At 62.4% G+C, this 19933-nt stretch carries 17 protein-coding genes; 6 read left to right on the top strand and 11 right to left on the bottom strand.

Annotation, left to right across the window (positions count from 1 at the left end; translation table 11 throughout):
• Window positions 1-22: 22 nt before the first annotated feature.
• From EKH80_RS12175 to dcp, 5 genes are all read left to right on the top strand, one after another.
• Window positions 23-2305, top strand: a complete 2283-nt coding sequence (locus tag EKH80_RS12175) for a hydroxymethylglutaryl-CoA reductase, degradative (protein WP_126685039.1) — start codon at window positions 23-25, stop codon at window positions 2303-2305.
• Window positions 2298-2897: an isopentenyl-diphosphate Delta-isomerase gene (idi, locus tag EKH80_RS12170; protein WP_230473643.1), complete on the top strand. Its 600-nt coding sequence runs from the start codon at window positions 2298-2300 to the stop codon at window positions 2895-2897. The genes EKH80_RS12175 and idi overlap by 8 nt, the downstream gene beginning before the upstream one ends.
• 115 nt (window positions 2898-3012) lie before the next feature.
• Window positions 3013-4155, top strand: a complete 1143-nt coding sequence (gene hpnH, locus EKH80_RS12165; RefSeq protein WP_126685038.1) for an adenosyl-hopene transferase HpnH — start codon at window positions 3013-3015, stop codon at window positions 4153-4155.
• Between the two features lie 21 nt (window positions 4156-4176).
• Window positions 4177-5286, top strand: coding sequence for a glycosyltransferase (locus EKH80_RS12160; protein ID WP_126685037.1), 1110 nt, complete (start codon window positions 4177-4179; stop codon window positions 5284-5286).
• 119 nt (window positions 5287-5405) lie between these two features.
• Window positions 5406-7613: a peptidyl-dipeptidase Dcp gene (gene dcp, locus EKH80_RS12155; RefSeq protein WP_126685036.1), complete on the top strand. Its 2208-nt coding sequence runs from the start codon at window positions 5406-5408 to the stop codon at window positions 7611-7613.
• Between the two features lie 276 nt (window positions 7614-7889).
• On the opposite strand, the gene EKH80_RS12150 is transcribed toward dcp, so the two are convergent.
• The 7 genes from EKH80_RS12150 to EKH80_RS12120 form a co-directional block, all read right to left on the bottom strand.
• Window positions 7890-9302: a sugar porter family MFS transporter gene (locus EKH80_RS12150; protein ID WP_126685035.1), complete on the bottom strand. Its 1413-nt coding sequence runs from the start codon at window positions 9300-9302 to the stop codon at window positions 7890-7892.
• Window positions 9303-9372: 70 nt separating this feature from the next.
• Window positions 9373-10263: an SMP-30/gluconolactonase/LRE family protein gene (locus EKH80_RS12145; RefSeq protein ID WP_126685034.1), complete on the bottom strand. Its 891-nt coding sequence runs from the start codon at window positions 10261-10263 to the stop codon at window positions 9373-9375.
• Window positions 10260-11045 carry an SDR family NAD(P)-dependent oxidoreductase gene (locus EKH80_RS12140; protein WP_230473642.1) on the bottom strand — a complete coding sequence of 262 codons (786 nt, stop codon included), beginning with the start codon at window positions 11043-11045 and terminating at the stop codon, window positions 10260-10262. Before EKH80_RS12140 ends, EKH80_RS12145 begins: the two co-directional genes overlap by 4 nt.
• Window positions 11045-12193 (bottom strand): galactonate dehydratase, encoded by a 1149-nt coding sequence (dgoD, locus tag EKH80_RS12135; protein ID WP_126685033.1) that lies wholly within the window; start codon window positions 12191-12193, stop codon window positions 11045-11047. The genes EKH80_RS12140 and dgoD overlap by 1 nt, the downstream gene beginning before the upstream one ends.
• A complete protein-coding gene (locus EKH80_RS12130; protein ID WP_126685032.1) occupies window positions 12190-12825 on the bottom strand; it encodes a 2-dehydro-3-deoxy-6-phosphogalactonate aldolase in 636 nt (211 codons plus the stop codon). The genes dgoD and EKH80_RS12130 overlap by 4 nt, the downstream gene beginning before the upstream one ends.
• Window positions 12822-13781, bottom strand: coding sequence for a 2-dehydro-3-deoxygalactonokinase (locus EKH80_RS12125; RefSeq protein WP_126685031.1), 960 nt, complete (start codon window positions 13779-13781; stop codon window positions 12822-12824). The genes EKH80_RS12130 and EKH80_RS12125 overlap by 4 nt, the downstream gene beginning before the upstream one ends.
• Window positions 13778-14491, bottom strand: coding sequence for a FadR/GntR family transcriptional regulator (locus EKH80_RS12120; protein ID WP_126685030.1), 714 nt, complete (start codon window positions 14489-14491; stop codon window positions 13778-13780). Before EKH80_RS12120 ends, EKH80_RS12125 begins: the two co-directional genes overlap by 4 nt.
• Window positions 14492-14799: 308 nt before the next feature.
• On the opposite strand from EKH80_RS12120, the gene EKH80_RS12115 reads away from it, so the two are divergent.
• On the top strand, window positions 14800-15951 hold the full coding sequence (locus EKH80_RS12115; protein WP_230473641.1) for an aldose epimerase family protein: 1152 nt from the start codon (window positions 14800-14802) through the stop codon (window positions 15949-15951).
• A gap of 159 nt (window positions 15952-16110) precedes the next feature.
• Here EKH80_RS12115 and EKH80_RS12110 read toward each other — a convergent pair whose 3' ends face one another.
• The 4 genes from EKH80_RS12110 to bufB all read right to left on the bottom strand — a co-directional run bounded on the left by EKH80_RS12110 (window position 16111) and on the right by bufB (window position 19890).
• A complete protein-coding gene (locus EKH80_RS12110) occupies window positions 16111-16893 on the bottom strand; it encodes a FadR/GntR family transcriptional regulator (RefSeq protein ID WP_230473640.1) in 783 nt (260 codons plus the stop codon).
• Window positions 16894-17125: 232 nt separating this feature from the next.
• Entirely contained in the window at window positions 17126-18028 is a 903-nt protein-coding gene (locus EKH80_RS12105) for an AraC family transcriptional regulator (RefSeq protein ID WP_126685028.1), read from the bottom strand.
• 228 nt (window positions 18029-18256) lie between these two features.
• Window positions 18257-19036 carry an HvfC/BufC N-terminal domain-containing protein gene (locus EKH80_RS12100; protein ID WP_126685027.1) on the bottom strand — a complete coding sequence of 260 codons (780 nt, stop codon included), beginning with the start codon at window positions 19034-19036 and terminating at the stop codon, window positions 18257-18259.
• Complete coding sequence (gene bufB / locus EKH80_RS12095; protein ID WP_230473639.1) at window positions 19033-19890, bottom strand: MNIO family bufferin maturase; 858 nt, start codon at window positions 19888-19890, stop codon at window positions 19033-19035. The genes EKH80_RS12100 and bufB overlap by 4 nt, the downstream gene beginning before the upstream one ends.
• Window positions 19891-19933: the final 43 nt, after the last annotated feature.

Here is a 19933-nt window from a genome sequence, read left to right as displayed (position 1 = left end):
CCATCACGGAGTGCTTAAGGCTATGAGCGCCGAACCATCGAGTGCCGAACGGTCCCGATTTCCCGCTTTCTACAAACTCTCGGTATCCGACCGTGTACGCATCATCCATGAGCGCGGCTGGTTGTCGGCCGAGGATTATCAGGCTCTGGTCTCCGGTGATCACACGCTGAAGATTCACAAAGCCGACAAGATGATCGAAAACGTCGTCGGCGTGATGGGGTTGCCGGTGGGGCTGGGCCTGAACTTCCTGGTCAACGGCCGCGACTACATCGTGCCGCTGGTGGTGGAGGAGCCCTCGATCGTCGCGGCCCTGTCGTCGGCGGCCAAGCTGGTGCGCGGTACCGGTGGCTTCACGGTCGAGAGCACCGAACCGGTGCTGATCGGCCAGGTGCAAGTGGTGGACGTGCCGCATCTGGCGCACGCCAAGGCCACTCTGCTCCAGCGCAAGGACGAACTGCTCAATCTCGCCAACAGCCTGCATCCGCAGATGGTGGCGCGTGGCGGCGGCGCGCAGGATCTGGAAGTGCACGTGCATCCGCGCCCCGAAGGCGGCGACATGCTGGTGCTGCATCTGTTGGTCGACACGCGCGACGCGATGGGCGCCAACCTGGTCAATACAATGTGCGAGGGGATTGCCTCGCTGGTCGAAACGATGACCGGCGGGCGCGTGTTCCTGCGCATTCTTTCCAATCTCACCGATCGCTCGATGGTGCGCGCGCGCTGCGTGATCCCCGCCGACCAGCTCACCGGCAAGGGCTTCGAGGGCGAGGAAGTGCGCGACGGCATCGTGCTCGCGAACGAGTTCGCCAGCATCGACCCGTACCGTGCAGCGACGCACAACAAGGGCATCATGAACGGCGTTGATGCCGTGGCGTTGGCAACCGGCAACGACTGGCGCGCGATCGAAGCAGCTGCGCATGCGTATGCTGCGCGCGGTGGCCGCTACACCTCGCTCACGCGCTGGTACAAGGGCGAGAAGGGCGAGCTGATCGGCGAGCTGGACATTCCGATGAAGGTCGGCACGGTTGGCGGTCCGCTGCAATCGAACGCCACCGTGGCACTGAATCTGCGCCTGCTCGGCGTGAAGACGGCGCGCGAACTGGCCGAGATCATGGGCGCGGTCGGTCTGGCACAGAATTTCTCCGCCCTGCGCGCGCTGGTCACCGAAGGTATCCAGCAAGGCCACATGACCCTGCATGCGCGCAGTGTTGCCGTGGCGGCAGGTGCCACGCCGGAAATCTTCGACACCGTGGTGGAGCGCCTAGTGGAAACCGGCGAGATCAAGATCTGGAAAGCGCAGGAGATTGTCGAGCAGGTGCGCAAGGAGTCGCGCGGAGTGCCGGCAACGACGGCGGAGCAACCTTCGGTCGACCATCGGGCCTGCGGGCACGGCAAGATCATCCTGCTCGGCGAGCATGCCGTCGTCTACGGTAGCCATGCCGTTGCCGCGCCGGTGCCGCTTGCCGTGCGCGCGGTGGCGCAGGACACCAAGTCCGGCGGCGTCGACATGTTCATCCCGCGCTGGGGCGTGGAATACCGCTTGCATCGTGATCCGGCGCATCGCGATTCGTTCCAGCGCTCGCTCGGCATCATTTTCGACGAGCTGCAGCTGACCGATCGCTCGATGCGCATCGAAGTGTTCCCGAATGTGCCGCGTGCGATGGGCCTGGGCGGTTCGGCGGCGATGGCGGTGGCGGTGATCCGCGCGCTCGACCAGCATTACAAGCTGGGCTTGAACGATGAAGAGATCAACGCACTGGCTTTCCGTTGCGAAGAAGTGGCGCATGGCTCGGCCTCCGGCATCGACAACACAGTGGCCACCTACGGCAAGCCGTTGCTGTACAAGCGCGCTGGCAAGAAGGGCGAGCAGCCGATGGTGCGCGAGCTCCATCTGCCCAAGCGCATTCCACTGGTGATCGGCATCAGTGGCAAGGAAAGCCTCACTGCCGTAACGGTGGGCAAGGTGCGCACGGCATGGCAGCGCAATCCGGCTCTGTATGACGGCATTTTCCAGCAGATCGACGCACTCACGCTGCAAGGCGTGGATGCCATGCAGCAATACGATCTGGAACGCCTTGGCGATCTGATGAACATCTGCCACGGTCTGCTCAACGCGCTGCGCGTGTCGAGCTGGGAAGTGGAAGAACTGGTGCAGATCGCACGCGAACACGGCGCCCTGGGCGCCAAGCTCACGGGCGGCGGCGGCGGCGGCTCGATCGTCGCGCTGTGCCCGCAAAACCGCGAAAAGGTAGTGGCCGCGATTCGCGACGCCGGCTATCAGGCGATGGAGGTCGAGATTGGATAACACAGAACTCGAGCGCCAGGAGTGGCGCGATTCGAACGAGGTGGTGTCGTTCGACGACGAACCGCTGATCCTGGTCGACCATGACGACCGGGATGTCGGCTTCCTCGACAAGGCAGCCGCGCACGTCGGCAAGGGCACCCTGCACCGTGCGTTCTCGCTGTTCGTGTTCAATGCGAAAGGCGAGCTGTTATTGCAGCAGCGCGCAGCGGGCAAGCGCCTGTGGCCGGGTTACTGGTCGAATACCTGCTGCAGCCATCCTCGCCGCGGCGAGACGGTGGATAGCGCCACTCATCGTCGCCTGAAGGAAGAGCTGGGTCTGGCTTGCGAACTGAACTATCTGTTCAAGTTCGAGTATCAGGCGCAATTCGACGCGGACGGGGCCGAGCATGAGTTGTGCTGGGTGTATGCCGGCCGCAGCGACGCCGCGCCTACGGTGAACGTGAACGAGATTTCCGGCCTGCGCTACATCGCTCCGGATGCGCTCGACGCGGAGATGGCGGCTAAGCCCGAAGCCTTCACGCCCTGGTTCAAGATCGAGTGGCAGCGGATTCGTCGCGAACACCCCGAAGTCTTCGCGCCGCGCCAAGCTTAAAGGCCGGACGCAAGCCAAAAGCATGGCTGACGTCCGAGTGACTTATACTGTACCGAACAGTTAAGATTTCCAAACGCCGTGCTGCACGGGCGTCCTGACATTCCGGAGAAATCCCTTGGGTATCCCTCTTATTCAGCAAACCACGATCGCCAGCTACATCCTCAAGAAGAAGCTGAGCGGCCAGAAGCGCTACCCGCTGGCGATGATGCTGGAGCCGCTGTTCCAGTGCAATCTGGCTTGCGCCGGTTGCGGCAAGATTGATCAGCCGAAGGAAATCCTGCAAAAGCGCATGAGCGTCGAGCAGGCGCTGGCCGCGGTGGACGAGTGCGATGCTCCGGTGGTGTCGATCCCCGGCGGCGAGCCGCTGATCCACAAGGATCTGCCGAAGATCGTCGAAGGTATCGTGGCGCGCAAGAAGTTCGTGTACCTGTGCACCAACGCGATCCTGCTGCCCAAGCACATCGACGAGTACAAGCCGTCGCCGTACTTCACCTGGTCGGTGCACCTGGACGGCCTGGAAAAGCAGCATGACAAATCCGTTTGCATGGATGGCGTGTTCGAGAAGGCGGTGACAGCGATCAAGCTTGCGCTGTCGAAGGGGTTCCGCGTCACGGTGAACTGCACGCTGTTCAACAGCGAGCCGCCGGAAGAAGTGGCCGATTTCTTCGACTACGCGATGGAGCTGGGCGTGGAAGGCATCACCGTGTCGCCGGGCTACAGCTACCAGCATGCGCCGCGCCAGGACGTGTTCCTGGGCCGCACCGAGAGCAAGCAGCTGTTCCGCGACATCTTCAAGATCGGCAAGGAACGCAAGCGCAAGTGGGCGTTCAACCAGTCGGCGATGTTCATGGACTTCATCGCGGGCAACCAGGCCTACCAGTGCACGCCGTGGTCCAACCCCACCTACAACATCTTCGGTTGGCAGAAGCCGTGCTACCTGCTGGTCGACGAAGGCTACGCCAAGACCTACAAGGAATTGATGGAAGATACCGAGTGGGACAAGTACGGCGTGGGCATCAATCCGAAGTGCGACAACTGCATGGCGCACTGCGGTTTCGAGGGCACGGCGGTGGACGACATGTTCGCCCATCCGCTGAAAGCGCTGAAGGTGTCGATGTTCGGTCCGCGTACCGATGGCCCGATGGCGCCTGATCTGCCGGTTAAGTATGGCAATCGTGCGGACGCCACGGCGATCCACATTCCGATCAGCTCGATTCAGCGCCGCAGCGCTGAGACCGGTACCGAAGCGAACCACTAAGCGCCAAGGCGTCGACTTTCGATGGGCACAGTGGGATGGATTGCCGCGTCGCTGCCGGCGCTGATGTGGGTAGGCCTGCTACTGACACCGTGGCGGGCCTGGAGCACGCGTGAACGCATCGAGGCCGACCCGCGGACCGGGCCGGCCGATCTGAGCCAGATCACCGTATTGATTCCTGCGCGCAACGAGGCCGATGTCATCGGCCTCACGCTGTCCGGCCTGCAGGCGCAGGGCCATGGCTTGCAAGTGGTCGTGGTAGACGATCAGTCGACTGACGATACGGCGAAAATCGCCGCCTCCTTCCCGAACGTACGCGTGATCCGTGGTCAAGCGTTGCCGGCAGGTTGGGCAGGCAAGCTGTGGGCGCTGGAGCAGGGCAGGGCGCACGTGCATACGCCGATGACGCTGCTGTTGGACGCGGACATTCAATTGCAACCGGGATTGCTGCCCGCATTGCTGGCACACAAGCAGCGCGAAAACCGCCAGTTCGTCTCGCTGATGGCGGACCTGAGGCGCACCAGCTTCTGGGATCGCCTGCTGCTACCGGCGTTCGTGTACTACTTCAAGCTGATCTATCCCTTCTCGATCTCCAATTCATCCTCGCGTCTGGTCGCCGCTGCGGCAGGCGGTTGCATCCTGGTCGACTCAGAAGCACTGCAGCGTGCCGGCGCCTTTGCCAGCCTGCGCAATGCGTTGATCGACGACTGCACCTTGGCGCGACAGGTGAAAAATGCCGGCTATCGCACCTGGCTGGGCCTGAGCCGCGGCGTGGTAAGTCTTCGTCCCTATGGCAGCTTGCGCTCGATTCACGACATGGTGGCGCGCTCGGCCTTCACCCAGCTCGGCTACTCCACCCTGCTGCTGCTGGTGGTAACCGTGTTGTTTGCGATTTCCTATGGCCTGCCTTTCCTGCTGTTGGCTTCGCCGGCTACCTGGCGCATGGGCCTGCTCGCGTTGGTCGCCATGATGCTGAGCTACCTTCCGATGCTGCGCTACTACCACATGCGGCTGGCCTGGGCGCTGCTGCTTCCGTTCGGCGCCGTGCTGTATCTGGGCATGACCTGGAGCTCGGCCATCCGCTACTGGCGGGGTGTCCGTTCGCGCTGGAAGGATCGCACCTACAGCACGTGACGGGGTGTTCTGAAGCCCTGTGTCGTCCGGCAGGCTTGGAAGATGGGGGCGCTGTGGCTAGAGTCGGGGGTCCAATCCTTCCTATTCCTGCCCCCGGGCAGCCATCTTCGGGAGCCTCCATGCCTCGTCTCCGCCTGCTTGCGATCGCCATGTCCGTCGCGCTTGCTGCCTGTTCGCAATCCCCCAATGAAAGCCACAACGCGCCGGCTACCTCCGGTAGTGCCCCGGCCAAGGCTTCCACCGCCGCCGCCGAGGCGCAGGCCAGCAATCCTTTCTTCACCGCCAGCACGCTGCCCTATCAGGCGCCGCCGTTCGACAAGATCAAGGACAGCGACTACCAGCCGGCGATCGAAGAAGGCATGCGGCAGCAGCTGGAGGAGGTCGAGAAGATCGCCAACAACCCCGAGCCGCCCACCTTTGAAAACACCTATGTGGCGCTGGAGAAATCCGGCGTGCTGCTGAACCGTGTGTCGGAGGTGTTCAACGCGATCACCGCCGCCAATACGAACGATGCATTGCAAAAGGTGCAGGAAGAGGAAGCGCCCAAGCTGGCTGCGCATGCAGACGCGATCCATCTCAACGGCAAACTTTTCCAGCGCATTCAAGCGGTCTACGACCAGCGTGATTCGCTCAAGCTCGATCCGGAATCGCATCGCCTGGTGGAAGTGGTGTACCGCCAGTTCGTGATGGCCGGTGCGAAGCTTTCCGACGCGGACAAGGCCAAGCTCAAGGACTACAACAAGGAAGATGCCGCGCTTGAAGCGCAGTACAACAACAAGCTCCTGGCCGCCGCCAAGAATGGCGCGCTGGTCGTCGATGACAAGGCCAAGCTAGCCGGCCTTTCCGACGAAGACATCGCCGCCGCCGAGCAAGCGGCCAAAGACCGCCACCTGGACGGCAAATGGGTGCTCACCCTGCAGAACACCACGCAGCAGCCGGCCCTGCAGGATCTAACCGATCGCGTCACACGCAAGGCGCTGTTCGATGCCTCGTCAACTCGCGCTGAAAAGGGCGACGCCAACGATACCCGGGACATCATTGCGCGCCTCGCTCAGCTGCGCGCGCAAGAGGCCAAGCTGCTTGGTTTCCCCAATTACGCTGCATGGACGTTGCAGGACCAGATGGCCAAGACGCCGGAAACGGTCATGAGCTTCATGCAGAAACTTGCACCTGCCGCGGTCGTGCGCGCCAAGACGGAAGCGCAGGACATCCAAAAGCAGATCGACAAGGACCAGTCCGCGCTCAAGCAACCCAGCTTCAAGCTCACGCCGTGGGATTGGGAGCACTACTCAGAGGAAGTACGCAAGGCCAAGTACGATCTGGACGAGTCGCAGATCAAGCCGTACTTCGAACTCGACAACGTGCTGCAGAACGGAGTGTTCTACGCGGCGAACCAGCTTTACGGCCTTTCGTTCAAGGAGCGCAAGGACATCCCCGTCTACAACCCGGACGTGCGCGTGTTCGAAGTGTTCGACAAGGACGGCAAGTCGATGGCGCTCGCCTACTTCGACTACTTCAAGCGCGACAACAAGAATGGCGGCGCGTGGATGGACAACTTCGTGCAGCAGTCCGGGTTGCGGGGCACTAAGCCTGTGATCTACAACGTCGCCAACTTCACCAAACCGGCTGCCGGCCAGCCGGCGCTGCTGTCGACCGATGACGTGATCACCATGTTCCACGAATTCGGCCATGGCCTGCATGGTCTGTTTGCCGACGCGCAGTACCCCACTTTGTCCGGTACGCAGACCGCCCGCGACTTCGTCGAATTCCCCTCGCAGTTCAATGAGAACTGGGCGTTCGATCCGAAGGTCTTCGCCAACTACGCCAAGCATTACCAGTCGCACCAGCCGATGCCGCAGGAGCTGGTCGAGAAGATCAAGAAGGCCCAGCTGTTCAACAAGGGCTATGACATGACTGAGCTGGTTTCGGCGGCCATGCTGGACATGAACTGGCACATGCTGTCGGCCGACGAGTCCAAGCAGGATGTCGACGCGTTCGAAGTGGCTGCACTGAAAAAGGATGGTACGGATCTGACCTACGTACCGCCTCGCTACCGTTCCAGCTACTTCCTGCACATCTGGAGCAACGGCTATTCTGCGGGCTACTACGCCTACCTGTGGACGCAGATGCTCGCCGACGATGCCTTCGAGGGCTTCAAAGAGAAGGGCGGCCTGACGCGCGAAAATGGGGACCATTTCCGCGCCATGGTGCTCTCGCGCGGCAATACCGAAGAGCTTGCGAAGTTGTACAAGGATTGGCGCGGCGCGGATCCGAGCATCGAGCCGATGCTCGAACATCGCGGCCTGAAGCAGCAACCGGCCAAGTAAAACTTCGCGTTATCGATGCAAAGGGTCGGCTACATGCCGGCCCTTTGCTTTTCGGACGCTGCGTAGGTTGGGATGGCAATCCCAGCTTTCCTTGAATATCGACCAGGCCGGGATTGTCATTCCAGCCTACGCGCTACCCGAACTGTTCGCGCAAATCGTCCGGGGCCATGAACAGCTATGCCTGGTACGCGTTGTCTGAGTAGCTCCGCAAGACGACTTTGTTGCCGGCCGGTGGTGCGCCGGCCGGGAGCTTCCCTCTGAAGATGTAGAGCTGAATCAGCGGCCGATGTCGCGCAGCCGCTTGCCGCTCATCAGATTGCGCTCGATCTGTTCTAGCGTGATGCCCTTGGTTTCCGGCACCAGCCAGAAGGTCAGTACGATGAAGACCAGATTGAGTCCTGCGTAGAGCCAGAACGTGTTGGTGTGACCAAAACGGTTGAGCAGGGTGAGGAAAGTGAAGCCAACGATCATGTTGGCAATCCAGTTGGTCATGGTGGAGCAGCCGATGCCGAAGTCGCGCCCCTTCAATGGCTGCACTTCCGAGCAAAGGGTCCAGATCAACGGGCCGGCGGACATCGCGAAGCCGACGATGAATACCAACAGCATGCCCACGGTGAACAGCTGCATGCCGTGCGAACTCGCGCCGACGCCCATCATGCTTCCGACCACACCGAGGCCGACGGCCATCACCGCAAAGCCGGTATAAAGGATCGGCTTGCGGCCCCAGCGGTCGATCAGGCCGATGGCGATGAAGGTAGCCAGGACGTTGGTGAGGCCGACGATGGCCGTAAACCACATCTGTGCCGTGGGGTCGTAGCCCATGTCCTGGAAGATGCGCGGCGCGTAGTACATCACCACGTTCATGCCGGTGAACTGCTGCATGAGCTGCAGCAGGATGCCCAGCCCCACGGAACGGCGAAAGTTACTGTTTTCCTGGAACAAGTGCCAGCCGCGTTGCGGCGTGCGCAGTTGTTCGCGGATATCGTTCGCTTCTCGCTCGACGATGGCTGCATCGCCGCGCAGACGTTGCAGTACGTCCAGCGCTTCCGCTTCGCGTTGCTTCATCATCAGCCAGCGCGGGCTATCCGGGAGAAACAGCACGCCGACCAGGAACAGCGCGCCGGGGATCGCGATGATGCCGAGCATCCAGCGCCAGTTGCCGGTGTAGCTGAAAGCCGTATCCGAGAGGAAGGCGACCAGGATACCGATGGTGATCATCAGCTGGTAGACCGAAATCATCGCGCCACGAATATACTCAGGTGCGACTTCCGCCAGATACAGCGGTGCGGTGAAGGTGGCGAGGCCGATCGCCAGGCCCAGCACCACGCGCGCCGCGATCAACGTATCGGGCGACCAGGCGAGTCCGCTCAACAATGAGCCGACCACGAACAGCACCGCACCAAGAATCAGCGAGCGTTTGCGCCCCAGTGCGGACGACATCCATCCAGCAAACAGTGCGCCGACCGCGGCGCCGAACATCATGGCGCTGACAATCCATTCGATCTGGTGATCGGAGACGCCGAACTGTTTCTGGATGAACTGGGTGGCGCCCGAAATCACGCCGATGTCCAGGCCGAACATCAAGCCGGCCAGCGCGGCGAGCACGCAGGTGAAGATGGCAGTGGCCTTGGCGTGGGGCCTGGCATGCGAATGGCTTGTGACAGGTGCTGGAATGGTATTGACACTCATGAATGACTCCCCGGTCGTTCGCGTCAAGCGGATGTTTTCGGCTACTTCCCAATGCCTAGAAAAAGCCGGCTCACATGGGCCGGCCTGCAAAACGTGGCTCGGGCATGCCGGTGAAGGGCACCTCGACGGCAAACAGCCCGCCGGCATGCGGCTCTTGCGCCAGTGCTTCGGCGCTGAGTCCGTCCCGAGCGCTGGTAATGTAGAGCGTGTTCAATCTTTCGCCGCCGAAAGCCACGCGTGTGGGCTGGCTGGCAGGCAGCGTGATGATCAAGTCTTGCTTGCCGTCGGGCGTATAACGCACCACGCGGCCGGAACCCCATTCGGCATTCCATAAGCCGCCTTCGCTATCCACCGCGGACCCGTCCGGCTCACCTTGGGCTTGCGATAAGTCGATATGCACTTCAGGCTTGGTGATGCTGTCGCCGTAGCTGCAGCGACAAACTATGCGCGTGAACGAATCGCAGTAATACATCGTGCCGCCCTCGGGACTGAACGCGATGCTGTTACTGATCGCGACCGGTCCAAGTGGTAGCAGTTCCAGCGTCAGATCCGCGCGTAGCCGATAGAAAGCACCGGCAGCACGCCGTGCTTCGCCGCTGGCAGGTTCATGCAGCGTGCCGAACACAAAGCGCCCGTGGCGGTCGCAGGCGCCATCGTTGAGCCGCGTAGGCAGACCGGCTTCGACTTCAGCCAAGCGGATCAATTCGCCGCTTTCCAGGTGGAAGTAGGCCAGGCTGCTGGCCAATCCCAATAGCAGCCAGTCAGCCGCATCGCACAAAGCGAACGAAGCAAGGCGCTCGGGCATCGTCCACTGGCGCGTGCTGCCATCGGCAGGGCGATAACGCCACAGCATGGAGGCATGGATATCCGTCCAGTACAGCGCCTGGCTGCGCACGCACCAGGTCACGCCTTCACCCAGGGTGTTGCGTGCGTCCAGCACCAATGTTGCTTGCAGGCTCATGCCCAGCCGCCATCGACGATAAAATCGTGGCCGGTGCACATGTGGCTGTCATCGGCGGCCAGGAACAAGGCCGCGCGTGCCAGATCATCCGCGCCCAGATATCCGGGCATGCATTGCTTGCTGCGGATTTCCTGCTCGCCGGCTTCATCCAGCCATAGCTCGCGCTGCTTCTCGGTGATCACCCAGCCGGGCACCAGGGCGTTGATGCGGATGCGGTCCTTGCCCAGCTCGCGCGCCAGGCCGTTGACCAGGCCGCGCACAGCCGACTTCGCCATCGCGTACATCGGGTAGCCGGCGTTCTTGATCATCCAGCCGGTGGAGCCCAGGCAGATGATCGAGCCGCCGCCTAGCTCGCGCATCCCGGGCACTACCGCCTGGGTGGCGAAATACTGGTGGCGCAAGTTGACGGCGACGCTCTGTTCGAATTCTTCCGGCGTCGTGTCCTCAAGACGATGTCGCCGATCGTTGGCGGCGTTGTTGACCAATACTCCGAACGTGCCGATGCTCTGGCTGGCCGTTGCGATGGATTTGCGCAGAGCCGCAATGTCGGTGACGTCGCAGGGAAGGAACAGCGGTGCATGACGTACTTGCGGCAAGGCGTCGCGCAAGGCTGAGGCGCCCTGCTCATCGATGTCGAGAAAGGCCACGCGAGCGCCTTGCTGCGCAAAGTGCGTAACGAAGGCGGCGCCAATGCCGGTTGCGCCGCCGGTAATCAATACCGCGCGATCGACCAGGCTGGGGTAGGTGGCGAACATGGGCATCTGGGGTCTCTTCGTGGACATTACCATTCCGCCACGCTGCCGTCGTCGTGGCGCCAGACCGGATTGCGCCAGCGATGGCCCACGGCGGCGCGTTCGGCGACGTAGGCCTCATTGACCTCGACGCCCAGGCCAGGGCCGTCCGGCATGGACACGTAGCCATTTTCGTAGGCGAACACGCTGCGATCGGTAATGTAATCGAGCAGATCGTTGGTGGCGTTGTAGTGGATGCCCAGGCTTTGTTCCTGGATGAATGCGTTGTGGCACATCGCATCCAACTGAAGGTTGGCTGCCAGCGCGATCGGTCCCAACGGGCAGTGCAACGCCAGCGCTACGTCGTAGGCTTCTGCCATCATCGCAATCTTGTGCGTTTCGGTGATGCCGCCGGCATGCGAAGGATCGGGCTGGATGATGTCCACGCCGCCGGTAGCGAATACGCGCTTGAAGTCATAGCGCGAGTACAGGCGCTCACCCAACGCGATCGGTGCGGGGGAGATGCTGGCGAGTTCCGGAATGCATTCCAGGTGATCGGATAGCACTGGCTCTTCGATGAACATCAGCTTGAATGGCGCCAGCTCACGCATCAGCACCTTCGCCATCGGCTTGTGCACGCGGCCATGGAAATCCAGCCCCAGGCCGATGTCCGGCCCCACCGCATCGCGCACGGCCTGTACGTTCTCCAGCACGCGCTGCACCTTGGCGTGCGTGTCGACGAAATGCATCTCTTCGGTGGCATTCATTTTCACTGCGGTGAAGCCGCGCGCGACCGCCTCCTTGGCCGCCTTGGCGGTGTCCGACGGACGATCGCCGCCAATCCACGAGTACACGCGGATGCGATCGCGCACCGGTCCACCCAGCAGCGCATGCACGGGGACGCCCAGATGCTTGCCCTTGATGTCCCACAGCGCCTGGTCGATGCCGGCGATCGCGCTCATCAGGATCGGACCGCCGCGGTAGAAGCCGCCGCGGTACATCACGTTCCAATGATCCTCGATGTGGCGTGGATCCTTGCCGACGAGATAATCGGACAATTCGTCGACCGCCGCCGCGACAGTGTGCGCACGGCCTTCCACAACCGGTTCACCCCAGCCGCTGATGCCTTCATCGGTATCGATGCGTACGAACAGCCAGCGCGGCGGAACGAGGAACGTGGTCAGACGGGTGATCTTCATGCAGGATTTCCTTGGAGACTCGATTTCCAGGCTTGCGCGAAGGCGTGGGCGCGACGACCGACGTCGTCCGCATCGCGGCCGGGTGCGTACAGGGCGGAGCCGAGGCCAAAGCCGTTGGCGCCCGCGGCGATATAAGAGGCCATGTTTTCCGGCGTGATACCGCCTACCGGCAGCATCGCCAGCTCACGCGGCATCACCGCACGCCAGGCCTTGAGTACAGGGGGCGCCAGCAATTCGGCGGGGAACAGCTTGAGCGCATCGGCACCGGCCTGGATGGCGGCAAACGCCTCGGTAGGCGTGGCCACGCCTGGCACGCAATACATTCCTGCGCGTTTGGCGGCGGTGATCACACGGACATCCGCGTGCGGCATCACGATCAGACGACCTCCCGCGGCGGCAACCTGCGTGACCTGTTCGGGCTGCAACACGGTGCCGGCACCGATTAGGCAGTGCTGGCCGAGCTGTGCCGAAAGCAGGCGGATGCTTTCGAACGGCTCCGGTGAATTCAGCGGCACTTCGATCAGGCGGAATTGGGCCCCGGCCAGCGCGTTACCGATATCGAGCGCTTCCTCCGGCCGAATACCGCGAAGAATCGCCACCAGGGGAAGGGCATCGAGCCACGCACCTATCATGCTGTTACTCCGGAATAAGAATGAAGCTGGGCCTTGACCAGCAGTCCAGCAGCGCAAGCCAGCTGCCACAGCCCTTGCGCGGCGGCGTCATCGATGACGGCCGGCAGCGCGTAATGGAAGTGTTGCGCGGCCAGGGCATAGCGTTGGCACAACGAAGCCTCGCCAATCAGGCACAGTGGCGAAAAGTCGCCATCGTCACGCAGGCGTGCAATACGGAATTCCTCGCCTATCAGCAGGCCGGACAGAAAATCCGGCACATGGGCCGGCAGCAGCTCACCGGCCAGCATCAACGCCCGGATGGAAAACAGGCGGCTGAAAATGCCCTCGCCGCCGCTGTCCCTGGCGGCGAGCAGGCCGCGGACGAAGGCTTCCTGCACAAACGAGGATGGCGTGGACTCGGCGGGAAGGCCGGCGCCAAGGATGGAGTGCCTGATCAGCAGCGCATACATTTCACCGGTCATGACCGTATCGAATGCGTTGATGCGGCCATTGACGACCGTGGCCCATTTGCTGTGCGTGCCAGGCAGCACGAAACGCCTATTCGGCTGATGCAGCGACTGCGGTGCCAGGGCGCCGATGATCTGTGTTTCCTCACCGCGCATGACGTCGGCCGGTTGGCGCCGCTGCAGGCCTGGCGCGATCCATAGTTCGTGGCTTGCGCAATCCTCCACGCGCAGCATGCCTTGAGCAATGCTTGCCACGTCGGCGGGCAACGCCACGTAAGGCACTTCGTGCCAGCCTTGCCGGCTGCCGACCATGCCGGCGGCAACCGCCACGCAGGCCGGCCAATCGGCGGTGATGGCCCGCAAGGCCGCTGCGAATCCGCCTTCAGGCAATTGACGGATGCCCCAGGCTTGCTGGCGCGAAGCCACCACCTTGCCATCGGCATCGTAGAGGTAGGCACGCAGGCTGCTGGTACCCCAGTCCAGCCCGATCAGCCGCACCTGGGCCATCATGTGGACTTCCTCGTGCGGCGCTTGCCGGTCATGTGGGCACTCGAATCGAGAATCATCTGCTGCATGGCGCGGCGGGCCACCTCGGGCTGGCGACGCCGTATCGCCTCGAACACCTGGCGGTGATACGGCAGGGAATACTTGAAGTCGCCGCTCCTGCGAGCGGACTGGACAAAGAACGAGCCCAGGGCGGTTTCCACCACGGAAAAAAGCGAAATCATCAGTTCGTTATGCGTTGCGACGAGCACGGCCTCGTGGAACTGCAGATCCGCTTCGGCCCACTCATCGGTATCTTGGGCCGCTTCCATGGCACGGTATGCCAGCTCGATCTGCTTCAGCTGTGAGGCATCGCAGCGGCGCGCGGCCAGGGCGGCTGCGGCGGGCTCGAAGATTTCGCGCATCTGCGCCAGCTTCTGCACGAAATCCGCCGGGGGCATCGAGGCGCAGCGCCAGGCCAACACGTCGGCATCAAGCTGATGCCAGTAGCGTTCTTCGCGCACCCGCGTACCGACCTTGGGGCGTGCCTCGACCAGGCCCTTGGCGGACAGCACACGCATTGCTTCGCGCAGGGCCGTGCGGCTCACCGCCATTTGCTCGGCAAGCGCTTCTTCACGTGGCAATGCCTCCCCGGGCTGGAGCTGGCCGCTGACGATCCGCACCCCCAGTTCCTGGGTGACATGGCCGTGCAGGTTGCGGGTGTTTGCGACTCTCATCGGCGCTCTACGGAGTGATGGGAGATAGATGCTCGTGTTGCATTGCGAAATTTGCTCCTGCGTACGGATGATGGCTGTCGGGTGCGGACGTTCTGTTTGTCACGTTGCTCGCCTATAACATGCGTCTTTTCCACTTCGCCTTTGGTCACCCTCCGCTCATGCCCCTTGCCACGATCATGTCCCGGTTCTGCTTGTTCGAAGCCCGTGCTGCGGCGCGTAAAGCCCGGACGGCCATGCGTCTATATAATCATACAATATGCTCAGAAGCGACAGGGCCCTTGGCTGGCCGATTTCATAAAGGGAGTTGCTTGAAATCTGCAGGGCTGCTCGGCTCGATCTTTACGGCAACCGTGCTGTTGCCGCTGGTCGCGACAGCCGGCCAGGCGACGCGTGCCTCATTCGGCCACACGGCGGATGGGCAGGAGGTGGAAATCGTGACGCTTACCAATAGCCATGGCATGCGCGCGCGTATCATGAGCTATGGCGCGTCGCTGCAGTCCTTGTTGGTGCCGGACCGCGACGGCAAGCTCGCCGACGTAGTACTCGGCTACGACACGCTGCAGGGGTATCTCGACCGGCGCCAGTATTTCGGTTCGACCGTTGGCCGCTATGCGAACCGCATCGCGCACGGCAAATTCACGCTGGACAGCAAGAGCTACAGCCTTGGCTTGAATGACGGCACGAATACCCTGCATGGCGGCACGAAAGGCTTCGACGTGCAGGTGTGGAAGGTGCTCGAGGTAAAGCCGGGTCCGACGCCCGGCGTGATGATGGAATACGTCAGTCCCGATGGCGACCAGGGTTATCCCGGCACCTTGACGGTGAAGGCGACCTACGCCTTGAGCGACGACAACCAGCTGAAGATTGCCTACACCGCGACTACGGACAAGCCCAGCATCGTCAACTTATCCAATCACACCTATTGGAACCTGGGCGGTGAAGGCTCGGGCTCCGTGATGGAGCAGGAACTGATGATCCCCGGCGATGCGATCACGCCGGTGAGCGATGCCGCTGCGATACCGACGGGAGCAATCGTCTCCGTATCGGGCACGCCGTACGATTTTCGCGTCGCCAAGCCGATCGGCCGCGACATTCGCGATGGCCGCTCGCAACAGCTGCTGTTCGGCCACGGATACGACATGAACTGGGTGCTCAGCCGCAAGGAAATCGAGCCGCGCGTGGTGGCGCGGGCGGAGGATCCGCATTCGGGCCGGGTGATGACCATCTGGTCGGGCAAGCCGGGCCTGCAATTCGATTCGGGCAACTTCCTTGACGGCGCCACCGTGGGCAAGGATCACCATATCTATCGCCAGGGCGATGCCTTCGTGCTGGAGCCGCAGCTGTTTCCAGACACGCCCAATCATCCGGACTTCGGCTCCGCGCGGCTGGCGCCGGGCGAAACCTATCGCAACGTCATCGTTTATCGTTTCGGTATCGACCAGGCCGCGAAGCAACAGTGAGTCGAGCCGGCGGTTAGGGCGCAGCTAAGCCGCGTAGGCTGGGATGACAATCCCAGCATTTGCAATGCCGAACCAAAAGCTGGGATTGTCATCCCAGCCTACGCGGCTGTACTCAGCAAAATTTACCCAGGGCCGTGATGGCAGCATCTTCGTTCCAACTCACGCCTTGCGCCGCTTGCTGCTCAGGTTTTCCTTCGTATCCGAAATCACCTTGACCATGGCCTTGTGGGCTGCTTCCGGATCTTTGTCGCGGATGGCCTGCAGCACCGTGCGGTGTTGCGGCAGCGAATATTTGAAGTTCACGGCCGTATGCGCCGACATCGTGAAGTAGCTGCTGAGCGCCGTTTCGATCACCGAGAACAGCGAGATCAGCAGTTCGTTGCCGGTGGCGGCCAGAATCGCCTCGTGGAAGTCGATGTCGGCAGTGGTCCATGACTCCGGATCGTGTGAGGCTTCCATGGCATCGAAGGCGACCTGCATGCGCTTCAATTGCGTGACGCTGCGATGCCGTGCGGCGCTCGCCGCGGCCGCCGGCTCGATGATTTCGCGCATTTCCGACAGCTTCTGCACGAAGTCCGAAGTGGGCATCGAGGCGCAGCGCCAGGCGAGTACGTCGGCATCCAGCTGACTCCAGAACCGCGCATCGCGCACGCGCGTGCCGACCTTGGGGCGCGCTTCCACCAGGCCTTTGGCCGAGAGCACCTTCATGGCCTCGCGCAGGGAGGTTCGGCTCACGTCCATTTCTTCGGCCATGGTCGCTTCGGGCGGCAGTACCTCGCCCTGCTTGATCGCGCCGCTGACGATGCGCTGTCCAAGGACCTGCACTACGTGCCCATGCAGGTTGCGCGCGGCCATGGGGCCGGCGCCGCTGCGGATGCGCCGCGCGAGCACAGGACGGGCAGTCTTGGTGGCCCCATCCCTGCCACTTCGAAAGGTTGCCATGCTGCCGTCTCCTCCAATCCCACCCCATGGAAAGACCTGCCCGATAGAAAACCTGATCGTTCACTAATCGCAGCAGGACAACGTGAATCCGCGGCGCCGGTCAACACGCCGTGGGAAATGATGCCACGTTTCAGGAAGGAGACTAGAGGCTGCGGCCGGGCAGGATGTTTTTGCCTCGTGCCAAGTCGTGCCGCGACCACGGCGGAATCGAGCCGGCACCTGGATGGAATGCTTAGGCGTGACGGCTGCCCGAGCGGATGCGGCCGGGGCAAATGCCGCTCACGCGTTTGAACAGGCGGCGGAAGGCGGCCTCGCTGCTATACCCCAGCCGCTCGGCGATCGACGCCACCGACATTTCAGGGTCATGCAGCAGACGTTCCGCAACATTGACGCGCCACTGTGTGACGTACTGCATGGGCGGTACGTTCATCAGTTGCGCGAAGCGTTCGGCAAATGACGAGCGCGACATGCAGGCCAGGGCAGCCATGTTCTGCATCGTCCACAGGCGTCCGGGCTCTTCGTGTACGGCCTGCAGCACCTTGCAGATGCGATTGTCGGCCAGGGCGGCGAACAGGCCCTGCTGGTCGGCGTGGCGGTGGGCGTAATCGCATACGGCGAGCGTGAACAGCGTATCGGCCAGCTTGTTCAGCAGCACCTTGCGGCCCGGCACCTCGGTTTTCGCGATCTCGACCATCATCGTCGACAGATGGCGGAACAGGGTGTGGGCTTGTGCGTCGCGCACCACAAAGCAAGCCGGCAAGGCATGGCTGAGAGGGTGACGAGTGTGGCTGGCGTAACGAAGTTCGCCACAGATCAGGCTGGTGTCGATATCGGCCCCGGCGTCGCGAGCACGCAGCCGATGCGGGTCGCCATGCGCAAACACCACCAGGTCTCCGGCTTGCAGATGCCAGGTTTCGGCGAGGGATTCGCTTTCAATCAGGCATTCGCCCGAACCCACCAGATGGAACAGTCCATGGCCATTGCACGGCGCATCGGCGAACCAGGAACCGCAGAATTTCGGCTCCGCCACCACTTCGACACGCAGCATCGACTGGTTGAGCAGGGCTTCCAGGGCCGGCGCGACGGTAGGCGGTCGTGATGCCTGGGTTGGTTTGGCGTAAGCATCGACGTACATGGACAGACTTCCTTGGACTGCGCTTTGACAATCATTCGCCGGGAAGTCGGCTCGGGTTACGTGCTGAAGCAGAATGTTGAGAAAGGGCTTCCCTGCCTTTCTCAACGCGCCAAGTCCGGCACGGGTCCGTACTTGGCTACGCTTAAATCAAGCGCTAGCCGGCTGTTTCTAAACAGCCGGCTAGCGGTTGCGGCACTGCCACATCAATCAGAAGGCAGCAGCGTTCGCTCAGGCGAATGTCCAGCCATGGATCAGTCCGGCTGACAGCCAGCCCTGCAGCAACGTCACCATGTGCGCCATGGCGGCTGCACCATCGTGGCGCGCGGCCAGGCATTCGCACAGGCCAGCCAAGGTTTCACCCCGCAGGGCGGCGCTCAGCACCTGCCATTCGGTGTCGTCCAGGCGCCGGTAGTGCACGGTGGTTTCCTTGCGCCATACCAGGATCTGCCGCGCCGGCGCGAGCCTGCGCAGGCGTGGCCGAGGATGTCCATGGTCCGCTGCCCGGCGGAATGCATCGACATTGCAGCGGCAGTCCAGCACATGCAGGTTACGCAGCAGGGAAAGCTGCAGCCGCGGCCATGCATCCGGCGGTACGCTGGCGAGATCGGCGGCGCTTGCGCTGGTTTCATCGGCTGCGTCGAAGGCGACGGAAATCGCCCAGTCCAGTCGCGCCATGTCCCCGAACTGGGGCTGGTCGCGCCACGGACGGGCATAGTCGAGAAAGGCGGCAAGGCCGGCGCCGTACCAGCGAATATTGTAGTGCTCGGAAGGGTGTGCGCTGATGTATTTGTCCAGCATGACTTCGAAGCGCGCGCCGGCCATGCTGCGCAGCCCGGAGAATTCGGCTTGCAAGGCGTCGCGCAGACGCACACGGTAGCCGTGCCGGTAGATCTCCAGGCGGCTACGGGCATCGGTAAGATCGCTGCCACGAATGATCGGCGGTATCTGTGCCGATTCCGCCAACACGGCCTGCAGCATCTGCTGTTGCGTGGCCTGCAGCGAGGTCATGCGGCATCTCGCAAGAGCGGTTCGGCGAGCATGCGCGCATGTTCCAGTTCCGCCTTCAATTCGGCCAGCGGTGGGAAATGGTCATCGCGTTCGATCATCGTCGATACGCGGCCAAACCGACGCACGGCTTCGGTGTACAGGTCCCACACTGCGTTGGAAACCGGCGCGTCATGGGTATCGATGATCAAACGCTCGCCCTGTTCGTAGCCGGCTAGGTGAAACTGCTGCACGCGCGAAACCGGAATGCCGTGCAGGTAATCCAGCGCCGAAAACCCATGGTTCTTCGCGCTGACATGCACGTTGTTGATGTCCAGCAGGATCATGCAATCGGCGCGTCCGGCCACTTCGGCCAGAAACTCCCACTCGGTCAGCTGTGAATCGGCATAGCTGACATAGCTGGAAACGTTTTCGAGCAAAATGCGGCGCTTGAGCCGGTCCTGTACCTGTTGGACACGGGCAACGACATGGTCGAGGGCTTCCTCGGTATAGGGCAGCGGCATCAAGTCGTGCAGATTCACGCCCTGCACGCCGGTCCAGCAAAGGTGGTCGGAAACCCAGGCCGGTTCGATGCGCCTGGCCAGCGTGACAAGGCGGGCCAGGTAATCGTCGTCCAGCGGGTCGGTGCTGCCGATCGACATCGACACGCCATGCATCACCAGCGGAAACCGTTCGCGGAAGCGGTCCAGCCAGGTCAGCGGCAAGCCGCCCTGCACCATGTAATTTTCTGAAACAATCTCCAGCCAATCGACACCGGATGGCTGGGCACGCAGCGCTTCGTAGTGCTCAACGCGCAAGCCCAATCCGTAGCCCAGGTAGGGCAAGGCATCGGAGCGCTCGGCGGATTGCATGGCCATGGCGAGAGTCTCCTGGAGAAGGCGGGACGCATGCGGCGTGCGT

Source organism: Dyella choica (assembly GCF_003977665.1).
Taxonomy (GTDB): domain Bacteria; phylum Pseudomonadota; class Gammaproteobacteria; order Xanthomonadales; family Rhodanobacteraceae; genus Dyella_B; species Dyella_B choica.
Note: the sequence above shows the minus strand (reverse complement) of the source record. Positions and strands in the feature narration are given on the sequence as shown.